This is a genomic window from Amycolatopsis cihanbeyliensis (genome assembly GCF_006715045.1).
In the GTDB taxonomy this organism is placed as follows: Bacteria; Actinomycetota; Actinomycetes; order Mycobacteriales; family Pseudonocardiaceae; genus Amycolatopsis; species Amycolatopsis cihanbeyliensis.
Map to the genome: position 1 here is coordinate 1,064,398 of NZ_VFML01000002.1, position 20,341 is coordinate 1,084,738.

General features: G+C 71.6%; 23 protein-coding genes. 10 read left to right on the plus strand and 13 right to left on the minus strand.

What is annotated here, in order from left to right:
- Positions 1–34 precede the first annotated feature (34 nt).
- On the plus strand, positions 35–820 hold the full coding sequence (locus tag FB471_RS33465) for a DeoR/GlpR family DNA-binding transcription regulator (protein WP_142003807.1): 786 nt from the start codon (positions 35–37) through the stop codon (positions 818–820).
- Positions 821–850: 30 nt separating this feature from the next.
- On the opposite strand, the gene FB471_RS33470 is transcribed toward FB471_RS33465, so the two are convergent.
- From FB471_RS33470 to FB471_RS33495, 7 genes are all read right to left on the minus strand, one after another.
- Positions 851–1,690 carry a class II fructose-bisphosphate aldolase gene (locus FB471_RS33470; protein ID WP_142003808.1) on the minus strand — a complete coding sequence of 280 codons (840 nt, stop codon included), beginning with the start codon at positions 1,688–1,690 and terminating at the stop codon, positions 851–853.
- Positions 1,668–2,591 carry a 1-phosphofructokinase family hexose kinase gene (locus FB471_RS33475; RefSeq protein WP_142003809.1) on the minus strand — a complete coding sequence of 308 codons (924 nt, stop codon included), beginning with the start codon at positions 2,589–2,591 and terminating at the stop codon, positions 1,668–1,670. Before FB471_RS33475 ends, FB471_RS33470 begins: the two co-directional genes overlap by 23 nt.
- Positions 2,588–3,484, minus strand: a complete 897-nt coding sequence (locus FB471_RS33480) for an ROK family protein (protein WP_246076847.1) — start codon at positions 3,482–3,484, stop codon at positions 2,588–2,590. Before FB471_RS33480 ends, FB471_RS33475 begins: the two co-directional genes overlap by 4 nt.
- A gap of 23 nt (positions 3,485–3,507) precedes the next feature.
- A complete protein-coding gene (locus tag FB471_RS33485) occupies positions 3,508–4,401 on the minus strand; it encodes an SIS domain-containing protein (RefSeq protein WP_142003811.1) in 894 nt (297 codons plus the stop codon).
- 320 nt (positions 4,402–4,721) lie between these two features.
- Entirely contained in the window at positions 4,722–5,237 is a 516-nt protein-coding gene (locus tag FB471_RS35430; RefSeq protein WP_246076848.1) for a methyltransferase domain-containing protein, read from the minus strand.
- The gene (locus FB471_RS35435; protein ID WP_246076849.1) at positions 5,227–5,883 is read right to left on the minus strand and encodes a protein-L-isoaspartate O-methyltransferase family protein; all 657 of its coding nucleotides are present in this window, start codon (positions 5,881–5,883) and stop codon (positions 5,227–5,229) included. Before FB471_RS35435 ends, FB471_RS35430 begins: the two co-directional genes overlap by 11 nt.
- A gap of 69 nt (positions 5,884–5,952) precedes the next feature.
- Positions 5,953–6,411, minus strand: coding sequence for a hypothetical protein (locus FB471_RS33495; RefSeq protein WP_246076850.1), 459 nt, complete (start codon positions 6,409–6,411; stop codon positions 5,953–5,955).
- A 60-nt stretch (positions 6,412–6,471) separates the two neighbouring features.
- On the opposite strand from FB471_RS33495, the gene FB471_RS33500 reads away from it, so the two are divergent.
- The 3 genes from FB471_RS33500 (at position 6,472) to FB471_RS33510 (ending at position 9,072) form a co-directional block, all read left to right on the plus strand.
- Positions 6,472–7,593, plus strand: a complete 1,122-nt coding sequence (locus FB471_RS33500) for a helix-turn-helix domain-containing protein (protein ID WP_142003812.1) — start codon at positions 6,472–6,474, stop codon at positions 7,591–7,593.
- A gap of 462 nt (positions 7,594–8,055) precedes the next feature.
- Positions 8,056–8,268, plus strand: coding sequence for a CbtB domain-containing protein (locus tag FB471_RS33505; protein ID WP_142003813.1), 213 nt, complete (start codon positions 8,056–8,058; stop codon positions 8,266–8,268).
- Between the two features lie 27 nt (positions 8,269–8,295).
- Positions 8,296–9,072: a CbtA family protein gene (locus FB471_RS33510; RefSeq protein WP_142003814.1), complete on the plus strand. Its 777-nt coding sequence runs from the start codon at positions 8,296–8,298 to the stop codon at positions 9,070–9,072.
- Here the strand turns inward: FB471_RS33510 and FB471_RS33515 are convergent.
- Positions 9,065–10,015 carry a cobalamin biosynthesis protein gene (locus tag FB471_RS33515; protein ID WP_142003815.1) on the minus strand — a complete coding sequence of 317 codons (951 nt, stop codon included), beginning with the start codon at positions 10,013–10,015 and terminating at the stop codon, positions 9,065–9,067. The two genes, FB471_RS33510 and FB471_RS33515, sit on opposite strands and share 8 nt — an antisense overlap.
- A 36-nt stretch (positions 10,016–10,051) precedes the next feature.
- On the opposite strand from FB471_RS33515, the gene cobU reads away from it, so the two are divergent.
- The 3 genes from cobU to FB471_RS33530 are packed head-to-tail and all read left to right on the plus strand — an operon-like array spanning position 10,052 to position 12,498.
- On the plus strand, positions 10,052–10,696 hold the full coding sequence (gene cobU, locus FB471_RS33520) for a bifunctional adenosylcobinamide kinase/adenosylcobinamide-phosphate guanylyltransferase (RefSeq protein WP_170221082.1): 645 nt from the start codon (positions 10,052–10,054) through the stop codon (positions 10,694–10,696).
- The gene (gene cobT, locus FB471_RS33525; protein ID WP_211358310.1) at positions 10,693–11,736 is read left to right on the plus strand and encodes a nicotinate-nucleotide--dimethylbenzimidazole phosphoribosyltransferase; all 1,044 of its coding nucleotides are present in this window, start codon (positions 10,693–10,695) and stop codon (positions 11,734–11,736) included. Before cobU ends, cobT begins: the two co-directional genes overlap by 4 nt.
- Before the next feature lie 27 nt (positions 11,737–11,763).
- Entirely contained in the window at positions 11,764–12,498 is a 735-nt protein-coding gene (locus FB471_RS33530) for an adenosylcobinamide-GDP ribazoletransferase (protein WP_142003989.1), read from the plus strand.
- Positions 12,499–12,595: 97 nt separating this feature from the next.
- Here the strand turns inward: FB471_RS33530 and FB471_RS33535 are convergent, their stop codons facing one another.
- Complete coding sequence (locus tag FB471_RS33535; protein WP_142003817.1) at positions 12,596–13,510, minus strand: 2-hydroxyacid dehydrogenase; 915 nt, start codon at positions 13,508–13,510, stop codon at positions 12,596–12,598.
- Between the two features lie 92 nt (positions 13,511–13,602).
- Between FB471_RS33535 and FB471_RS33540 the strand changes: the two genes are divergently transcribed.
- Positions 13,603–14,796, plus strand: a complete 1,194-nt coding sequence (locus tag FB471_RS33540; RefSeq protein ID WP_142003818.1) for a PQQ-dependent sugar dehydrogenase — start codon at positions 13,603–13,605, stop codon at positions 14,794–14,796.
- 16 nt (positions 14,797–14,812) lie between these two features.
- Here FB471_RS33540 and FB471_RS33545 read toward each other — a convergent pair whose 3' ends face one another.
- From FB471_RS33545 to gatC, 4 genes are all read right to left on the minus strand, one after another.
- A complete protein-coding gene (locus tag FB471_RS33545) occupies positions 14,813–15,334 on the minus strand; it encodes a hypothetical protein (RefSeq protein ID WP_142003819.1) in 522 nt (173 codons plus the stop codon).
- Positions 15,335–15,420: 86 nt separating this feature from the next.
- The gene (gene gatB / locus FB471_RS33550) at positions 15,421–16,923 is read right to left on the minus strand and encodes an Asp-tRNA(Asn)/Glu-tRNA(Gln) amidotransferase subunit GatB (RefSeq protein ID WP_142003820.1); all 1,503 of its coding nucleotides are present in this window, start codon (positions 16,921–16,923) and stop codon (positions 15,421–15,423) included.
- A complete protein-coding gene (gatA, locus tag FB471_RS33555) occupies positions 16,920–18,440 on the minus strand; it encodes an Asp-tRNA(Asn)/Glu-tRNA(Gln) amidotransferase subunit GatA (protein WP_142003990.1) in 1,521 nt (506 codons plus the stop codon). Before gatA ends, gatB begins: the two co-directional genes overlap by 4 nt.
- 5 nt (positions 18,441–18,445) lie before the next feature.
- Positions 18,446–18,745: an Asp-tRNA(Asn)/Glu-tRNA(Gln) amidotransferase subunit GatC gene (gatC, locus tag FB471_RS33560; protein ID WP_142003821.1), complete on the minus strand. Its 300-nt coding sequence runs from the start codon at positions 18,743–18,745 to the stop codon at positions 18,446–18,448.
- 218 nt (positions 18,746–18,963) lie between these two features.
- On the opposite strand from gatC, the gene FB471_RS33565 reads away from it, so the two are divergent.
- Positions 18,964–19,620 (plus strand): ACT domain-containing protein, encoded by a 657-nt coding sequence (locus FB471_RS33565; protein ID WP_142003822.1) that lies wholly within the window; start codon positions 18,964–18,966, stop codon positions 19,618–19,620.
- Between the two features lie 499 nt (positions 19,621–20,119).
- Positions 20,120–20,278, plus strand: coding sequence for a hypothetical protein (locus tag FB471_RS34310; RefSeq protein WP_170221083.1), 159 nt, complete (start codon positions 20,120–20,122; stop codon positions 20,276–20,278).
- Positions 20,279–20,341 lie beyond the last annotated feature (63 nt).

Genomic DNA, 20,341 nt, shown 5'->3' on the forward strand with positions numbered 1-20,341 from the left:
GGCGCCGCTTAGCTGCACTGCGGAGGAGCGTGGCGTGGACCGGCACGAGCGACTGGGTGCGCTGCTCGACATGGTCGGGCAGCGGGACAAGATCGACGTCGACGAGACCGCCGAGGAACTCAAAGTCTCCCCCGCGACCATCCGCCGCGATCTCGACCACCTTGCCGAGCGCCAGTTGCTGACCCGAACCAGGGGCGGGGCCGTCGCCAGCAACGTCGCCTACGACCTGCCGCTACGGCACAAGGCCGCCCGGCACGCCCCGGAGAAGCAACGCATCTGCGCCGCCGCGGTGCGCATGGTCGAGCGCGGCATGGTGGTCGGACTGAACGGCGGCACCACCGCGACCGAGGTCGGCAGGGCGCTGGCCACCAGGCCGGACCTGAACGACCGCGGCGAGTCGCCCGCGCTGGTGGTGGTGACCAACGCGCTGAACATCGCCAACGAGCTGGCGGTCCGGCCGAACATCAAGCTGGTGGTGACCGGGGGCGTGGCCCGGCAGCACTCCTTCGAGCTCACCGGCCCGCTGGCCACCCGGATCCTCGACGAGATCACCATCGACCTGGTGTTCCTCGGTGTGGACGCGATCGACCCGCTGCGCGGCGCCTACGCCCACCATGAGGGCGAGGCGAGCATCAACCGGCTGATGGCCTCCAGGGCGCGGCAGGTGGTGGTGGTCGCCGACAGCTCCAAGCTCGGCGGGCACGCGTTCGCCCAGATCTGCCCGGCCACCGAGGTCAACATGCTGATCACCGATATCTCAGCGGAACCCACCATGATCGACGCCTTCGAGACCGAAGGCGTCGAGGTCGTCACCGCGTGAACCCGGGCGGGTCCGTCCCGCTTGGGACTTTCAGCCCCCGGCGTCGAGTGCCCCCAGGAGGCGGGTGACCTCGGCGGTGACCCGGTCGCGGCCCGCACCGAGGTACTTGCGCGGGTCCACGGCCTTCGGCTCCCGCTCCAGCCGTTCCCGCACCCCGGCGGTGAACTCCTTGTTCAGCTGGGTGGCAATGTTGATCTTTGTCATGCCTGCCCGTACCGCCATCCGCAGGGACTCGTCCGGCACGCCGGAGGATCCGTGCAGCACCAGGGGAACCGGCACCGTTTCGCGAAGCCTGGCGATCAGCTCGAAGTCCAGCACGGCGTCCCTGGTGACCATCGCGTGCGAGCTGCCGACCGCGACGGCCAGCGCGTCCACCCCGGTGGCCGCGACGAACTCGGCCGCCTCGGCGGGGTCCGTGCGGGCACCGGGCGCGTGCACCCCGTCCTTGCCGCCGATCTCCCCCAGCTCGGCCTCCACCCAGACCCCGGCGCCGTGGCAGTACTCGACCACCTTCCTTGTCGCGCTCACGTTCTCCAGGTAGGGCAGGGCGGAGGCATCGAACATCACCGAGCCACAGCCCAGTTCGACCGCCGCGCGCACCAGCTCCGGGGACTCCACATGGTCGAGGTGTACGGCGACCCGCACCTCGGCCGAGCGCGCCGCGGCCAGTGCCGCCGCGCAGAGTGGGGCGAGCGAACCGTGGTAGCGCACGGCGTTCTGGCTGAGCTGGAGCACGACCGGGGCTCCGGCCGCCTCCGCGCCCGTGATGATCGCGTGCACGTGTTCGAGCTGGATCGCGTTGAACGCGCCGCAGCCCGCGCGCCGGGCGGCGGCGGGACCGACGATGTCAGCTGTCGCTGCCAGTGGCATGGTCCTCCTCGATGATCACGGCCTCGTACTCGCGCTGGTAGTGCTCGAGGTCCACATCCCCGGCGAGCGGGCCGAGCACGGCGGCCGCGGACAGCGCCACGGCCCGGCGCAGCACCCGCGGCCAGGCGGAACCCGCGGCGAGTTCCAGCGCCATACCCGCGACGGCGGCGTCCCCCGCACCGGTCGGGTTGCCGGTCAGCGGCCTCGAGGGTCGGGCATGCCATGCCCCCTCCGCGGTGACGGCGAGCAGGCCGTCCGCGCCGAGCGAGACGACCACGGCACGGGCGCCCGCCGCGCGCAGCCGGTGTGCCGCGGCCACCGGATCGTTGTGGCCGGTGACCTCGCGCAGCTCGGCCGCGTTCGGCTTGACCACCGTCGGGCGGGCGGGCAGCGCGGCGGTCAGTGCGGCGCCGGAGGTGTCCAGGATGGTCGGGAGGTCACCGGCGAGCGCGAGCAAGTCGGTGTAGCCGCCCGCCCCCGGTGGCAGGCTGCCCGCGCAGACCAGCGCGCCCGCGGCGGGCAGCAACCGCCGCACGGTGCCGGTGAGCGTGGCCCACTCCGCGGGCGCGAGCTCCGGCCCCGGCTCGTTCACCAGCGTGGTCGTACTGTCCACAGTAGAAATGAGCGTGACGGTTCTCCGCGTGCTGCCGCCGATCGGCACCAGCTCGTGCGGCAGCCCCGCGGCGGTGAGATCGGCCCCGAGCAGCGCGGCCTCCGCGCCACCCGCCGTACCCACCGCGCAAGCCTCCCCGCCGGCGGCCCGCACCACCCGCGCCACGTTCATCCCCTTGCCGCCTGCCCTGCTGCGCACCGCGAGCGCGCGGTGGGTGGCGTCCGGCACCAGACGTTCGAGGGTGTAGGTCACGTCCAGCGCGGTGTTGGGTGTGACGGTGAGGATCATGTCGCGTCCCACGCCAGCAGGCCCGCACCGAGGCAGCCCGCCTCGGCACCGAGCTCGGCGACCCGCAGCTCGGGAAGCCGCTGGAAGGTCAGCCGCCCGGCCAGCCAGGAACGCAGCGGGTCCAGGATGAACTCCCGCGCACCGAACAGCCCGCCGCCGAGCACGATGACCTCCGGCGCCAGCAGGGTGGTCAGGATGCGCAGCCCCCTGCCGAGCCCGTCCACGGCATCCCCCAGCACCGCGGCGGCGTCCTCGTCACCCTGGCGCGCGGCCCGCACCACCTCGGCCGCGCCGGGCACCGCGATCCCGGTGCGCTCGGCATAGCGCCGCGCCACCCCGGACGCGGACGCGGTGACCTCGAGGCAACCGGAGGCCCCGCACGCGCAGGGGAGGCCATGACCGATGTCGACATGCCCGAGCTCACCGGCCAGCCCTCCCGCGCGGTAGGGCCTTCCGTCCAGCAACAGTGCCGCCGCTATCCCGGTACCCACCGGGACCATCGCGACATCGCGGAAACCCCGTGCCGCGCCCAGGCGCCACTCGGCGATCCCGCTCGCGCTGACGTCGTGCCCGAACGCGACCGGAAGGTCGATCCGCTCCCCGAGCAGCCGGCCGAACGGAACATCCCGCCAGCCGAGGTTGGCTGAGTACCTGGCGATCCCGGCCACGTCGTCCACAATGCCCGGTACCACCACGCCGACGGCGACGACCTCGGCCCCGTCCGCCGCTGCCCGCAGCCTGCGGACCAGCTCGACGACCTGGTCCGCGACCGAATCGCCCGTCGCCGTCCCGTGCGCACCTCGCCGGGTCGGCACGCGCTCGCCGGCCAACACCTCCGCCCCCGCACCCAGCAAGGCGGCCTTGATCTCGGTGCCACCCACATCGAGCGCCACGACCGCACGTCGCGCGGAACCGTTCAATGCAGCACCACCGAACGGGTGAGGCTGCGGGGCCGGTCCGGGTCCAGGCCGCGATCCCAGGCCAGCGCCGCGGCGGCCAGCTGCGCGCGGACCAACTCGGCCTGCGGATCCAGCGAGCTCGCCTCGAAGGTCCCGCCCGCCCTGCGCACATCGGCGGGGAGCCCCGCGGGCGGCTCGCCGAACATCCAGGTCACCCGCCCCGGCTCGCTGATGCTGATCGGGCCGTGCCGGTACTCCCATGCGGGATAGGACTCGGCCCAGGCCAGCGATGCCTCCCGGAACTTCAGCGCGGCCTCGTTGGCGATCCCGACCGTCCACCCGGTACCGAGGAAGGTGAACTGGGTCGCACTGCGGAGGTAGGCCGGAACGGGCGCGCCCAGCACGGTCTTGGCCTCGGCGATGGCCTGGTCGATGCGCTCCCCGAGATGGGCCCGCAGCAGTGCGAGGGTGCTGGTGGCGAAGCGGGTCTGCACCACCGACCGCTCATCCGCGAAGGACAGGTCGACCACGGTGTCCGCCCTGGACGCGACCTCGCCGGGCACGCCGGTGATCACCGTGGTCGGGATCCGGCCACGCACCTCCGCCAACAACCGCAGCACCTCGGTCGTCGTGCCGGAGCGGGTGATCGCCACCAACTCGTCGTAGCTGCGTCCGCGCGGGAACTCCGAGGCGGCGAAGGCATCGGTGTGCCCGAGGCCGGTCGACTCGCGCAGCACGGCATAGGACTCGGCGATGAACCGCGAGGTGCCGCAACCGACCACGGCGACCCGGCGGCCGGGACGCGGCAGGGCGGGCCCGGCCGCGCTGCCCGCCGGACCGGCGAGCTCGACCGCCCGCTGCCAGCACTCGGGCTGGCTGGCGATCTCCTGCTCCATGAACGACCGCGACATGAACTCCCCATCCGGTACAGGTAAGGCCGACTCTCGGCCACCGCGCGCACAACTCACCGTATCTGCTTATTTATGCGTGGTCAACGACCATTACGCGCACTTTCACTCATCATCCTGCAGGATGCGGCGGTACTCCCCTCGCGCATGTCGAAGGCCACCCCGGCGTGCCGAGGTGGCCTTCGAATCGCGTCGCGAGGTCAGCGGCGCGCGGGGCAGGACACGTCCGCCTCCGGCACCACGCCGTCGACCACAGAGGACCCCACGATGCCACCCGCGCAGGGTTTCCCTTCGGCTGCCCGCATTCGCGGATACGGCCGTTCTCAGTGACCGGAACCGGACGGCAGGGTGACGCTCTGCCGGTCCGGGGTGATGGTCCACTCCCACGCCGACAACGGCGGTTCTCCGCGCCGCTGCCACCACCGGTAGGCCGCCTCGGCGGCGTCCCACAACCGGCGCGGCCCGAACTGCCGGACCACATACCGACCCGCACCCTCCGGCACGACGCTGGCCCACGACCCGGACAGCGGATCACGCAGCCACGCCACCCCGGGTCGATCCTCGGTGCGCTCCCACACGTTCACCCGGCACGACGGCACCGCCACCGCGATCGGCCAGCGGTGATCATCGGCCAGCAGCGGCACCCACGGCGCGAGATCGGTGTGGGTGATCTCGGCCGCTGGGTCGTCGAACCGTTGTGCCCCAACTGGATCAGTGGCGACCCGGTGCGAGCGTAGTTCCATGAAACCGACTTGCATGGCGGCAGTGTGCCCGGTCGCGGTCCCGTCTTCGCCGACGACGAACCGCACCAGTGGCCCGGACGCGAGGTCAGCCCGCATCGGTGCGAGGATCACGCCGCCCGGCCGAGTGTGCGCCCACCCACGGGTATGACAACTGTCCTATGTATACACCTACCGTCGCGATTATCCGATCCACTGTGTCCGGGAGGACATCCGCCACGCCATCGGCCAGCCGGGCGTCCACCTCGGTGAAACCGGCCGCATCCAGACGCTTCCGCGCATCCGCCGCCAGTGTCGGGTCAATCTCCACCGTGGTGACTTTCCCTTGCCCACCGACGATATGAGCGAGCAGGGCGGAACTCCATCCTGTACCCGTGCCGACCTCGAACACCGCGTGCCCCGGCCTCGCATCCAGCTCGGCCAACATGCCCGTGACGACCGACGGCATGGACGCCGAACACGTGGGCCGGTCGCCGACCTCCGGCCACACGACCGCCCCGTCATCGAACTGAGTCACGATCACCCGGTTGGAATACACCGCCGCCAGCCAGCGATCCGGTTCCACGGCCCGATCCACTGCCTGATACGGCTCGTCCTCGGTCTCCTGCACCCACATGCGGGCCGGGATGAACCACTCACGCGGGACCGCGCGCAGCGCTGAACGGCACTCGGCCGGGAGGTTCCCTGCCGAGTGCGATTCAGCGATCAGCGTGCGCACGCCGTCATCGCTGGCAGCGATGGTCACTTATCGTCCTCGAACTTGTCCGGGTCCAGGTCCTTGCCGGTCTGCTTGTCGTCCTCCACCGAGTGATCATTATTGTCCTTGCCCACTGCCGTGACCTCCTTCGATCTCACTCACCCTAGGAACCCGCGCCGGTCGCGCGGAACCCTGCTCGCCCCACCCGGGCCGACGACCCGCGAGCGAAGTCGGCCGGATGCCGACCGGCCGCCGTATCTCCATCGGCACCCCACAGCCGGGAACCGGCCGAAGTACCCCCATCGGGGCGTCCGGATGACCCGGACGGTCGATCGTGAGCACCGCCCGCAACGTCCAGACCGCCGAGGCGTGGTAGTGCCACGAGACCAATTCCGGGGCGAACACATCGGTATCCGGGAAGGTGGGCACCCGGTAGGCCGTCGCGTCGTCCTCGCCGCGCAGGATCACCACGTCCGCGCAGGTATCCCACTGGAACACATGCGCCACCGCCTCCGGGGCGTTCTTCGGGCCGAACACGTACAGCACCCAGTCGGCCCCACCCTGTAGCCTCGTCATCACAGTGGGGTGATGTGAATGGGTGTGGCGTCTACCGTCGTCCACAGGTGGTGAGGCGGGGTGCCTGACCTGGGCGTGAGTCTGCGGGCGGCCCGCGAGGCCGCTGGGGTGAGCCTGTCCGCGATGGCTGCCCGCACGCACTACAGCAAGCCGCTACTCGGGTTGCTGGAGACCGGAAAACGCGCCATCAAGCCCGAGCACGTCACCGCCTATGCCCACGCCCTGAACGTCTCCGTGGGCACCCCCTACGGCTCTCCCGACGACCCGTTGCGGGTCGCTCATGAATGGCTGGTGACCGACGTCCCGGCCGAGGTTCACCCGGCGGCCGGGCGGCGAGTCGGGGCGACCTTGGCGGGCAAGCTGGAACGCCGCGTGATCGAACTCCGCCACCTCGATGACGTGATCGGCGGTCGGGACCTCTTTCCGTTGGTGCGTGAGGAACTCATCAGCGCTCAGACCGTCGTCAGGGCAGCAAGTTACACCGAGCGGACCGGCCGCCGACTGCTGACCGTCGTGGGCGAGCTCGCACAGCTCGCCGGATGGGTCGCCAGCGATGCCGGGCACTACACCGAGGCACAGCGCGTCTACCTCTCCGGGGTCTCCGCCGCCCGCGACGCGGGCGACCATGCACTAGCCGGACAACTCCTCTCCAGCCTGAGTTACCAGGTTGCCAATGTCGGCAATCCCGCCGACGCGGCACTACTGGCCCGCTCCGCCGTCAAAGGCACCCAAGGCACCACAACACCCGTTGTCCGGGCGCTGTTGCTGGAACGAGTGGCCTGGGCGGCCGCACGCGCCCGGGACCGCGACGGCACACAACGAGCACTGGACACGGTGGACGACGCCTACGAACAACGGTCGGCCGGAGTCGAAGAACCGGAGTGGGTCTACTGGTTGGACCGCAAGGAAATCGACGTGATGGCGGGGCGCTGCCTGATCGAGTTGGGGGACCCGCTCACCGCTGAACCACTGCTGTCCGGAGCCATCGCGGCCTACACCCCCGAGCACGCCCGAGAGGTCGCCCTCCACCAGACGTGGCTGGCCGAGTCCTACGCCCGCGCGGGGGTACTCGACGCCGCCCTGGACACCATCGCCCGCGCTCGCAGGACCGCGCGCGACGTGAGCTCCACCCGGCTGGACCTTCGGGTCCGCGCCGTGGAGAGCCTGTGTCTTGTTCGATAGTCGGGCTATTCAGATCCGCAGTATGACTCACCAGCGCTGTGGCCTGCGACGACCGCTCGCACGGGCCTGGCGGCCCGCGGTCGCCGGGTCGTTCTGAATAGCCCTCCCTGCTGCCTGCCGCTCACGGATAACGCCCGTCCGAAAAATGCCCTCGCCGCAAGGAATCACACACCCACTCGGGGCACGGCCACCTCTCGGGGCGTGCGCCGTCCGACGCGGTGTGGTCGGCGCGCGCGGCCGGATGCGCTGTTCGGGCGGCAGGTGCCAGGTCACAGCCGGATCGCATTGACATCGGCGAACCGCCGAACTTACGCTCAACCGGTTCAAGCGATGGTGGCCGGAAGCCGGTGAAATACCGCACGGTCGCGCCACTGTGACCGGGTTCGACGTCGCACCCGGAAGTCAGACCCGCCGCCGTCGCCACCGTTCCAGCAGGGCCGCGTTACGCCCAGGAGGTTCGCCATGACGCACGCGTCCGCAGCGGTCGACCAGCCGATCCCGGTTCAGATCCCACTTCGCGAGATCATTCCCTGGGCGGTTTTCGTCGGGATTCTGGCGTTCGTCGTGTTGTATTTCGTGAGCACCGAGGAAGGTGCGACCGCACTGTTCTCCGGTGGCTACGTGCACGAGTTCGTGCACGACGGCAGGCACCTGCTCGCCTTCCCCTGCCACTGATCCGCGACCACAGAGGACAGTACTCGGATGATGAGGACCCTGCTGGTCCGCGGCATGGTCGCGGGCCTGGCCGCCGGCCTGCTGGCCACCCTGTTCGCCTACTTCTTCGGTGAGCCTTCGGTGAACGCCGCCATCGGCATCGAGGAGGCCGGTGGTGCCGCCCACTCGCACGGGCAGGAACCCGATGCCGCGGCACACGACCACGGCGGCGAGGAGGCGTTGGTCAGCCGGGACGTACAGAGCACCGTCGGCCTGCTCACCGGGGTCGCCGGCTACGGCATCGCCGTCGGCGGCCTGTTCGCGCTGGCTTTCGCCGTACTGCACGGCAGGGTCGGCGCGCTGCGCCCCCGGCTGTCCGCCGCGCTGCTCGCGGCGGGTGCCTTCGTGGTGGTCGTGCTGGTGCCCTTCCTCAAGTACCCGGCGAACCCACCCGCGGTCGGCAGCGGCGAGACCATCGGCTCGCGCACCGCGCTCTACTTCGGGTTCGCCGGGATCTCCGTGCTCGTCGCCATCGTGGCCGTGTACGCGGGCCGCAAGCTGGCCGACCGACTCGGCGGCTGGCAGGGCGGCCTGCTCGGCGCGGGCGGATATCTCGTGGTGATGGCGGTGTGCGCCGTACTCATGCCGGTCGTCGACGAGGTTCCGCCGGAGTTCCCCGGCTCCACCCTGTGGACCTTCCGGCTCGCCTCGCTCGGCACCCAGCTGGTGCTGTGGACCGGCCTCGGCCTGGTGTTCGGCGCGCTGGTCGAGCGGGTGCTGCGGCCGCGGACCACGCACCACGCCGCCGCGGCAGCGGTCAGCTGACCCGCCGGTGACGCCGAGCGAGTGCCACGCTCACCCCGAGCGCGGCCAGCCCGACGATCCGGGAGAGCCGGACCGCGCCGCGCAGTGCGGCTGGTCCGGGCGGCGGGCCGTCGCCCAGCGTGCCACGGTCGGAGACCTGGCCCTGGTAGCTGTTCCGGCCGCCCAGCCGCACGCCCAGTGCCCCGGCGAAGGCCGCCTCGACCGGCCCGGCGTTCGGGCTCGGGTGCTGCCGGGCGTCCCGCCGCCACGCTCGCCACGCCCGTGCCGGCCTGCCGCCCACCAGCGGCGCGCCCACCGTCGCCGCGGCGGCGCTCAGCCGTGCGGGCAGCAGGTTGGCAAGGTCATCCGCTCTGGCGGAGGCCCAACCGAACCGCAGGTGCCGCGCCGAGGGGTGGCCGACCATCGCGTCCAGGGTGTTCAGCGCCCGGTACCCGAGCAGGCCGGGAACACCGGCCACCCCGCCCCACAGCAGCGGCGCGACTACCGCGTCCGAGGTGTTCTCCGCGATCGACTCGGTGGCGGCCCTGGCCAGCCCTTCGGCGTCCAGCCCCGCGGGGTCACGCCCGCACAGATGCGGCAGCCTGGCCCGCGCACCCTGCACGTCGCCCCGCTCGAGCAGGGCGGCGAGCGCCGCACCCTCGGCGGCGAGCCCGCGCCCACCGAGCACCGCCCAGGTCGCCGCCGCGGTGCTCACCAGCCTCGCCACCGGCCTGCCCCTGGTGGCCACGTGCAGCACACCACCCGCGCCGGTCACCGCCCCGGCACACGCCAGGGTGTACAGCAGCCCGCGCGGGCGGGAGTCGGCCCACACGCGCCGTTCGAGCCGCTCGGCCGCCTGCCCGAACAGCGCTACCGGGTGGCCGCGCCGCGGGTCGCCGAAGGCGGCGTCGGCCAGGTAACCGGCGAGGATGCCGGCCGCGGTCGCCGAATGTGGGGTCAGCACGGCACGCACCCTAATCTGTCCGCGAGAATGCCGGGCATGACGACGCAACCGACGCGACGGCTCGCCGCTCTCGTGGCCGCACGGCTGGAGGCCGGGGTACGGGCGTTACGCCGCTACACGGGCCACCCGGGAGACGACGGTCGGGTGCTGATCCTCGGCGGGGTGCGCTCCGGCAAGTCCCGGCATGCCGAACGGCTGTGCGCCCGGCATGCCGAGGTCACCTACGTGGCGGCCGGGTTACCGCCGAGCGAGGACGACCCGGAGTGGGCCGCCAGGGTGGCCGCTCACCGCGAACGCAGGCCCGCACACTGGCGCACGGTGGAGACGACCGATCTCGCCGGGGTGCTGCGTACGGCGTCCGACCCGCTGCTGATCGACTGCCTCGGCACCTGGCTGAGCCGGGTCCTGGACGAGGTGGGTGCCTGGCGGCAGACCGAGGGCTGGCAGGAGCGGATCGACGAGCGGCTGACCGATTTCGTCGACGCCTGGCGCTCCGCACGGGTGCCGGTGATCGCGGTCAGTAACGAGGTCGGGATGGGAATCGTGCCGCCGACGGTGTCCGGTCGGGTGTTCCGCGACGTGCTCGGGTCGCTGAACAGCCAGGTCGCCAGGCACTCCGACGCCGTGCAACTGATCGTGGCCGGGCGGATACTCAGACTACAGGAGAGGGGCTTGCCGTGACCAACCCCCGGATACCGATCCCGGAGCCGAGCGGGCGAGCCCGGGCGGAAGCCGAGCGCCGCCTTGACGGGCTGGTGAAACCGCTGGGTGCCCTGGGCAGGCTGGAGGAGCTGGCCGCCTGGCTCAGCGCGGCGCACGACAGCGTTCCCCCGCGCGCACTCGACGACGTGCGGGTGGTCGTGTTCGCCGGCGACCACGGGGTGGCCGAGCGCGCGGCGGTGTCGGCCTATCCAAGGGAGATCACCGCGGCCATGGTCCGCGTGTTCCTCTCCGGCGTCAGCGGGGTCGGCGTGCTGGCCGACCAGGCCGGTGCCCGAGTACGGGTACTGGACATCGCGGTGGACGGGGAGCCGGACGTGCCACCCGAGGTGGTCCGGCACAAGATCCGGCGCGGCTCCGGCTCGATCGACACCGCCGACGCGCTCGACGCGGGCGAGGCCGAGCGTGCCTTCGCGGCCGGGCGCGCGGTCGCCGACGAGGAGCTCGACGCCGGCGCCGAGCTGCTGATTCCCGGGGACATGGGGATCGGGAACACCACGGTCGCCGCCGCGCTGGTCGCCGCGTCGCTCGGGCTGCCGGCCGAGGACGTGGTAGGCAGCGGCACCGGGGTGGACGACGCGGGCCGGGCCCGCAAGGTCGGGATCGTCCGCGCGGCCCTCGACCGGGCCGGGCACCGCGCGGCCGAGCCGTTCGACCTGCTCACCGCCCTGGGCAGCGCCTGCGCCGCGGCTACCGCGGGGTTCCTGGTGCAGGCCGCGGCCCGGCGGGTTCCGGTGTTGCTGGACGGGGTGTTCTCCGGCGCCGCGGCGCTGGTGGCCAGGGAGCTGGCGCCGGGGGCCGAGCGCTGGTGGCTGGCCGGGCACCGCTCCACCGAGCCCGCGCAGGCCTTCGCGCTGAAGGCGCTGGGCCTGGACCCGATTCTGGACCTCGGCCTGCGGCTCGGTGAGGGCAGTGGCGCCGTGCAGGCCGTCGCGGTGTTGCGCTCGGCTCGCGCCGTGCTCGCCGGGATGGGTTCCCTGGCCGACCTCGACCTCGCCTGAGCGGGTTCCGTGCTGGACGCGCTGCGGATGGCCCTCGGCACGCTCACCGCACTGCCGGTGCCGGCGCCGAGCACCGTCGACCGGCGGGTGGCGGGCGGGGCCATGCTGCTCGCGCCGCTCGCCGCGGTACCCCTCGCCGTGCTGGGCTGCCTGGTCCTGACCGGTGGGGACGCGCTCGGCCTGCCCGCGCTGGCCGCCGCCGGCCTTGCCATCGGAGTCGTCGCGCTCGGCAGCAGGGGCCTGCACCTGGACGGCCTCGCGGACACCGCGGACGGGCTCGCCGCCTCCTACGACCGGCGGCGGGCGCTGGCGGTGATGCGCACCGGCGACTCGGGGCCGTCCGGGGTCGCCACCCTGCTGCTCGTGCTGCTCGTGCAGTGCGCGGCCACGGCCGGTGCGGTGCGGGCGGGGCACGGGGTGGCGGCCGTGGCGATCGCGGTGGTCGCCGGGCGCGCCGCCGTGATCCTGTGCTGCGCCCGCGGCGTCCCCTCCGCTCGACCGGACGGCCTCGGCAGCGCGGTGGCGGGCACGGTCGCCCTGCCGGCGGCCGCCGCCGTGCTACTGGGGCTGGCCGCGCTGGCCGCACTCGCCCCCGGCCTCGTGTGGTGGCGTGGGCCACTCGCCGTGCTGCTGGGGCTGCTGGCCGCCGCCGCGCTGTTGTGGCGGTGCCTGCGCCGCTTCGGCGGGATCACCGGCGATGTCCTCGGCGCCTGCGTGGAGACCGCCACCGCCACCACACTGCTCGCCCTCAGCACGGGGTAAGTGCCCTGAACGTGGCTTTCGGGACGTTGAATGTCCCAATAGTGCCGTTCGCGACGTCTGACGTCCGCAACGCCACGTTCAGGCCCCCCGGGGGGGTTCAGTACTCGCCGTGCACCAGGTTCTTCGGTAGCTCGCCGTTGACGTAGAGCTCGATCTCCGAGGCCGCGACCGCGTAGGAGCGGCGCTGCGCCCCGCGGGCGGCACCCGCGACGTGCGGGGTCAGCACCAGGCCCGGAACCGTCCACAACGGATGGTCGGGCGGCAGCGGCTCGGGATCGGTGACGTCGAGGGCGGCCCGCAGCCGCCCGGTGCGCAGCTCCGCGAGCAGCGCGTCGGGGTCCACGACCCGGCCGCGGGAGGCGTTCACCAGGATGGCCCCCTCGGACATCGCGGCCAGGAACTTGGCGTCCACCATGCCGTGCGTGCGGGAGGTCAGCGGCACCATCAGGGCCACCACGTCGTGGTCACCGAGCAGGTCCGGCAACTCCTCGACCGCGTGCACCCCCGGCCGCGAGGTGAGACCTACCATGGTGACCCTGGTGTCGAACGGTTCCAGCCTGTGCCGCAACCGGGTCCCGAGGTCACCCGCACCGACGATCAGCACGTTCTTGCCCTGCAGGCTGTCCGTGGTGCGCCTGCTCCACCTGCGCGCGTCCTGGTCCGCGGCGAAGCTGACCAGCTCGCGGTATATGGACAGCAGCACCGCCACCACCCATTCGGCGGTACTACCGCCATGCGCCCCGCGACAGGTGGACAGCAGGATGCCCTCCGGCACGCCCGACACCCAGTCCTCCGCGCCGGCCGAGAGCAGCTGGATGAGCTTCACGCTGGGCAGTCCGGCGAAGAACGACCCGTCCGCGGGCGCACCGTGGAAACCGGGGATCAACACCTCGGCCTCGCGCGCCTCCGGCGGCAACGGCTCGCCCCACTCGTAGCGAACCGGGCGGACACCGTCGACGACCGAGAGCGCGTCCATCCCGTCATCGTCGGGAACCAGCACGATTACCGTCATGATCGCCACGTTATCGAGCCTACGTGGCCTGCGCCTCCCCCATCCGACACCACTTACTCGAGATTCACCACGGGCGACATAGGCTCGGCAGGGTGCGAACCCGGTTCAGGAGGAACACCGGCTGGCCGCTGGCGCTGCTGGCCGGCGGGTTGTTGCTGTCCAGCTGCGCCGAGTTCGACGACTCCGTGGCGGGACAGACTTGGGAACCGGCCCCGAAGTTGACCCCGGAAGCCGGCCCGCAGCCCCAGCTACCCGAGGCGGACGGCACCGGGGCGGGGCCGGCGACGCCGGGCACACCGCAAACCTCGATCCCGCCGCCGGAAGGCTGCACCGACTTCGACCAGGCGGTACTCGGCACCTGCATGGACACCGTGGCGGCGGTGGCCGTGCTGCCGGACATGAGCGCGCTGGCCGGTGAACGCAAGAGCGGCAAGGTGTTCCGTACCGCGCGGACCCAGAGCGGGCCGACGAAGGAGGAACTCGCCACACTCACGGTGCAGGCGGCCGGGGACGGCGGGCTCACCGGACTGGCCCTCTCCCCCAGCTATGCCGAGGACCGGCTGGTGTTCGCGTACGTGACCACCGCCACCGACAACCGGGTGGTTCGCTTCGCCAAGGGGCAACCGGCGAAACCGATCCTCACCGGCATTCCCAAGGGGCCGACCGGCAACCGCGGGGCGCTGGCCACCGACCGCACCGGTGCCCTGCTGGTCGCCACCGGCAACGCCGGGGACGAGCGGGCGGCGGCCGACCCGAACTCGCTGGCGGGAAAGGTGCTGCGGATCGACACCACGGGCAACCCGGCGAAGGGAAACCCGACCCCGGACTCCGCTGTGCTGGCCGGCGGCCTGCACAGCCCCGGTGGCCTCTGCCAGTCCCTTGACGGCTCCCGGCGCTGGGTGACCGACCGCGGACCGGGCAAGGACGCGATCTACCGGATCGAGGACGGGAAACCACTCAGCACACCCGCCTGGACCTGGCCGGACCAGCCGGGTGTCGCCGGTTGCGCGGACACCGGCACGGTGGTGGCCCTCGCCACCGCACAGGCGGGCAACGTGCAGTTGCTGCCGGTGTCCGACGACGGCTCGGTCGGCGGCGAGCCGGCGACCATCCTGGACGGCGAGGACACCAGGTCCTACGGCAAGCTCGCCGGGATGGCCATCGTCGACGAGACGACCGCGGTGGTCGGCACCGTCAACAAGGACGGTGGTGAGCCGGTCTCCAGCGACGACCGCACCGTGGTGCTCCCGATCCAGCCCAGCGACCGGGGCGGTGGCCGGGACTGACCGGCCGCCGCGGCGGTCACCTGCGCCGGCGACTCGCCAGCACCTCCAGCAGGGCCGCGACGAACGAGGCCACGGTCGCGACCATCCCGAGGTAACGACCGAAGCCGGCGGCCACCGCCACCCCCGCCTCGTCGAGCAGCGCGTGCTCCTCGGCGCCGAACTGCCACCCGATACCCACCCAGGCGAGCACCAGCAGGGCGAGCACGACGATCGTGGCGACCAGCCACAACTGCGGCAGCCCGGCCACCCGGACCGCGCGGAACTGCCCGAACGCCAGTACGGCGACCCCGGCGAGCAGGAGCAGCAACGGCGGGCCCCAGGCCAGCACCCCCGAACTCCACGCGTCCCGCACGACGTCCGCGGCGGGCAGCTCGGACAGTGCCGCGGCCAGCTCAGGGTCGTCCGAACTCAGCACCGTCCACGGCAGGAAGAGCGCGATCGTGGCGAGCAGCCCGGCCCCGAAGCCGAGCCACTGCCGCCAGGTGACCGCGTGCAGGCGAAAGCGGGCAGGTTCCGTGCGCTTGGTAGCGCGGCTCACTCCAACTCCTTTGCCACCGACTCCAGCGGGATCCGAACGGCTCAAGGTAGTGGTGGGCCGCACGGATCGTCACGGCCCGCCCGGGGCTACCGGCAGCGCTCCATGATCAGTTCGCGCACCCGCTTGGCGTCGGCCTGGCCCTTGGTGGCCTTCATCACCGCGCCCACGATCGCGCCGGCGGCCTGCACCTTGCCGCCACGGATCTTCTCCACCACGTCCGGTTGCGCGGCCAGCGCCTCGTCCACCGCGGCGATCAGGGCGGAGTCGTCGGAGACCACCTTCAGCCCGCGCCGCTCGATCACCTCGCCGGGCTCACCCTCGCCGTCGAGCACGCCCTGCACGACCTCGCGGGCGAGCTTGTTGGTCAGCTCCCCCTGCTTGACCAGGCCGATCACGGTGGCGACCTGCGCCGGGGTGATCGGCAGCCCGGCGAGCTCGACCTCGCGGGTGTTGGCCTGCTGGGTCAGGTACTGCACCCACCAGCTGCGTGCCTCGCCCGGCTCGGCCCCGGCGTCCACGGTGGCCGCGACCAGGTCGGCGGCGCCGGTGTTGACCAGGTCCCGCAGTTCCTCGTCGGTGAGGTTCCACTCCTGCTGGATGCGCTTGCGCCGCTCCCACGGCAACTCGGGCAGGGTGCCGCGCAGTTGCTCGACCCACTGCGGGGAGGGCGCGATCGGCACCAGGTCCGGCTCGGGGAAGTAGCGGTAGTCCTCGGCGGTCTCCTTGGTGCGACCGGCCGAGGTGGTGCCGTCTGCCTCCTGGAAGTGCCTGGTCTCCTGCCGGATGCCGCCGCCGTCGGCGAGGATCGCGGCATGCCGGGTCATCTCGTACCGCACCGCCCGTTCCACGCTGCGCAACGAGTTGACGTTCTTGGTCTCGGTGCGGGTACCGAACTCGGTGGCGCCCCTGGGCATCAGCGAGACGTTCGCGTCACAGCGCAACGAGCCCTGGTCCATGCGCACATCGGAGACATCCATGGCGCGCAGCAGGTCACGCAGGGCGGTGACGTAGGCACGGGCGACCTCGGGCGCCCGCTCGCCGATCCCGGTGATCGGCTTGGTGACGATCTCGATCAGCGGCACCCCGGCCCGGTTGTAGTCCAGCAACGAGTGCTCGGCGCCGTGGATCCGCCCGGTCGCACCGCCGACATGCAGCGACTTGCCGGTGTCCTCCTCCATATGCGCCCGCTCGATGCCGATCCGGACGACCTCACCGTCGTCCAGCACCACATCCAGGTAACCGTCGAAGGCGATCGGCTCGTCGTACTGCGAGGTCTGGAAGTTCTTCGGCATGTCGGGGTAGAAGTAGTTCTTCCTGGCGAACCGGCACCAGGGCGCGATCTCGCAGTTGAGCGCGAGGCCGATCCGGATCGCCGACTCCACCGCGCTGCCGTTGACCACCGGCAGCGCGCCGGGAAGGCCGAGGCAGGTCGGGCAGACATGCGTGTTCGGCTCGCCGCCGAACAGGTTCGGGCAGCCGCAGAACATCTTGGTCGCGGTGGACAGCTCCACGTGCACCTCGAGCCCGAGCACCGGGTCGAAGCGCTCGACGACCTCCGCGTAGTCCATCAACTCGGCCACAGCCGTCACCGTGCCCCTCCATTCAGCTCCGGAACCTGGTGTACCAGCGAGCCACCGGCGGCCGCGTCCCGCGCCCCCTCGTAGGCGGCGGCGACCTTGTACAGCCGGTCATCGGCCAGCGCGGGCGCCATGACCTGCAGACCCACCGGGAGGCCGTCCTCGTCGGACAGCCCGCACGGCACGCTGAGCGCGGCGTTGCCCGCCAGGTCCGAGGGAATGGTGCACAGGTCGGCGAGGTACATGGCGAGCGGGTCGTCCACCCGCTCGCCGATCTTGAACGCCGTGGTCGGCGTCGTCGGCGACACCAGCACGTCGACCTGCTCGAACGCGGCGTCGAAGTCGCGGATGATGAGCGTCCGCACCTTCTGCGCCGAGCCGTAGTAGGCGTCGTAGTAGCCGGAGGACAGCGCGTAGGTGCCGAGCATGATCCGCCGCTTGACCTCGGGACCGAAACCCGCCTCCCTGGTCAGGGACATGACCTCCTCGGCGCTGTGCGTACCGTCGTCGCTCACCCGGATGCCGTAGCGCATGGCGTCGAACCGGGCCAGGTTCGAGGAGGCCTCACTGGGCGCGATCAGGTAGTAGGCGGGCAGCGCGTAAGTGAAGTGCGGGCAGGACACCTCGACCACCTCGGCGCCGAGCGCGCGAAGCTGATCCACGGCGGCCTCGAAGGAGCGCAGCACGCCCGGCTGGTACCCCTCGCCGCGGAACTCGCTGACGACGCCGACCCGCACCCCGCTCAGGCCGTCCCGGGCGCCCTCGCGGGCCGCCGCGACCACCGGGGGGACTGGGGCGTCGATCGAGGTCGAGTCCATCGGGTCGTGCCCGCCGATGATCTCGTGCAGCATCGCCGCGTCCAGCACCGTCCTGGCACAGGGGCCGCCCTGGTCCAGCGAGGAGGAGAAGGCGACAAGGCCGTAGCGGGACACCCCGCCGTAGGTCGGTTTGACGCCCACCGTGCCGGTCACCGCGCCGGGCTGGCGAATCGACCCGCCGGTGTCGGTACCGATCGCCAGTGGAGCCTCGAACGCGGCCAGCGAGGCCGAGGAACCACCACCGGAGCCGCCGGGGATACGCGCGTGGTCCCACGGGTTGTGCGTCGGCCCGAACGCGGAGTTCTCGGTGGAGGAGCCCATGGCGAACTCGTCCATGTTCGTCTTGCCGAGAATCACCACCCCGGCCTCACGCAGTGTGCGGGTGACCGTGGCGTCGTAGGGCGGAACCCAACCCTCCAGCGTCCTCGAACCACAGGTGGTGGGAATGCCCTTGGTGGTGAACACGTCCTTGAGCGCGAGCGGCACCCCGGCCAGCGGCGAGGCGGGCGCCTTGCCCGCGGCGAGGTCGGCGTCCACGGCCTCCGCGGCGGCCAGCGCGCCCTCGCGGTCCACGTGCAGGAACGCGTGCACGTGGTCGTCGACCGCGGCGATCCGGTCCAGGTGTGCCCTGGTGACCTCGACCGAGGTCACCTCGCGGGCATGAATTTTCGCCGCCAGTTCGGCGGCCGGCAGCGTGGTCAGCTCGGTCAGATCGGTCACTGCTCTTCCCCCAGGATCCGCGGTACCCGGAACCGGCCTTCCTCCGCCGCGGGCGCCCCGGCGAGCGCCTGCTGCTGGCTGAGTCCCTGGCGGACCACGTCGTCACGGAAAACGTTGGTCAGCGGCACGGCGTGTGAGGTCGGCGGGATGTCCTCGGCCGCGACCTCACCCACCTTGGCCACGGCGTCCAGGATCTGGTCGAGTTGGCCGGCGAAGGTGTCCAGTTCCTCCTCGGTGACGGCCAGCCTGGCCAGCTTGGCGAGGTGTGCGACCTCGTCGCGGGAAATGTTGGGCACGCGGGTAACCCCCGGAGTGTGCTGGTCGGTCCTTGTCAAGTACGCAAGTTTATGGTCCCGCTCGCCGCCCGCACGACCGGGTTATCGACACCAGGGCACAAGATGATCGCGCTCTGCGGACGGTATGCCATCGCGCGGTCGGAGTCTGTCACAATCAGCGGTCGGCAAGAGCGGCTCCACGGCGAGGCTGGAGCTTTCAGACCCGAGAGGGGTTCGCGTTGTCCTTCCTGATCCGGGTGCAGCTCCCGGACAGCCCTGGGACCCTCGGTGCGGTGGCCACGGCGCTCGGCATGGTCGGCGCGGACATCCTCAGCCTCGATGTCGTGGAGCGCGGCTCCGGACTGGCCATCGACGACCTGGTGGTCGAGCTACCCTCCGGGCGGCTGCCGGACGCGCTGATCACCGCGGCGGAGAGTGTCGAGGGCGTCGAGGTGGACGCCGTCCGGCCCTACGCCGGGGTCCTGGACACCCACCGCGAACTGGAACTGGTCGAGGAGATCGCCGGGCAGCCCGCGGCCGGCCTGGAGATCCTGGCCGAGGGCGTGCCCAAGATCGTGCGTGCCGGCTGGTCGTTGGTGGTGCGCAGGCAGTCCGACGCCACCGTGAAGCGGCTCGCCTCCTCGGGCGCCGCACCCGAGGCACCGATCGCCGAACTACCGTGGCTGCCGCTGGAACGGGCCACGGTGCTGGACTCCGAGGAGTCCTGGATTCCACCGACCTGGCAGGAGCTCGGTACCGAGCTCGCCGCCACCCCGCTCGGCAAACCGGACCGGGCGCTGCTGGTCGGGCGTCCCGGCGGGCCGATGTTCCGCGCGGCCGAGGTGGCCAGGCTGGCACACCTCGCCGGGATCGTGGCCGTCGTCCTGGACGGCTGACCGCGAAACCCCGGCCCGGACGGCGCCCGCGCGACCGTCCGTGATCGCGTCTCGGCTATCCGGGTTCCGGCACGCCACCGGCCTCGGACGACTCGTGCCGCGCAACCATGAACACTTCGAGTAACTGCACTTGCACTTGCCGTGACAAGGTGTGAGGTCGTCGCGCCGCGGGCGAACACAAGCACAGGCAACGAGCACGCTGAGTGCTGAACACCTTCTCCCTCGCACCCCGGATGCGCATTTACTGAAAAGTGAATTACCTTCCGAGGGATCCCTGAATGTAGGTTCGAACCATTTCTTTCGGATTACGCGTAGTAACGTCAATACACCCACCGGGCTTCGAGCAACCCACCTACGTGCAATTGACGAGACCCGAGAAAATTGGCTACCTTGAACTTGCCTTCGAATAGGAATCCTCCGGAGGCTTCGGGAGCTGATTCATCAGCGAACTCGCGGATATCGCGAGGTGACGGTTTATCTGTTCAGGGAGTGATGATTTATGTCCGAAGATCTGGCAACCGCCATGTCGCCGACGCTCGCGGAGCCGGTGACCAGGCAGGCTACCGGAACGGCGAGCTTCGGCGACACCGTCGACGAATCGATCTTTGGCGGGATCACCTGGAAGGACATCCCGTTCGCAGGGGAGTCCGACGAGTGACCTTCCACTCGTGTTCGGGTGCCTGCCGGAATTCCGGCAGGCACCCGAACCGGGTAGGCCCGC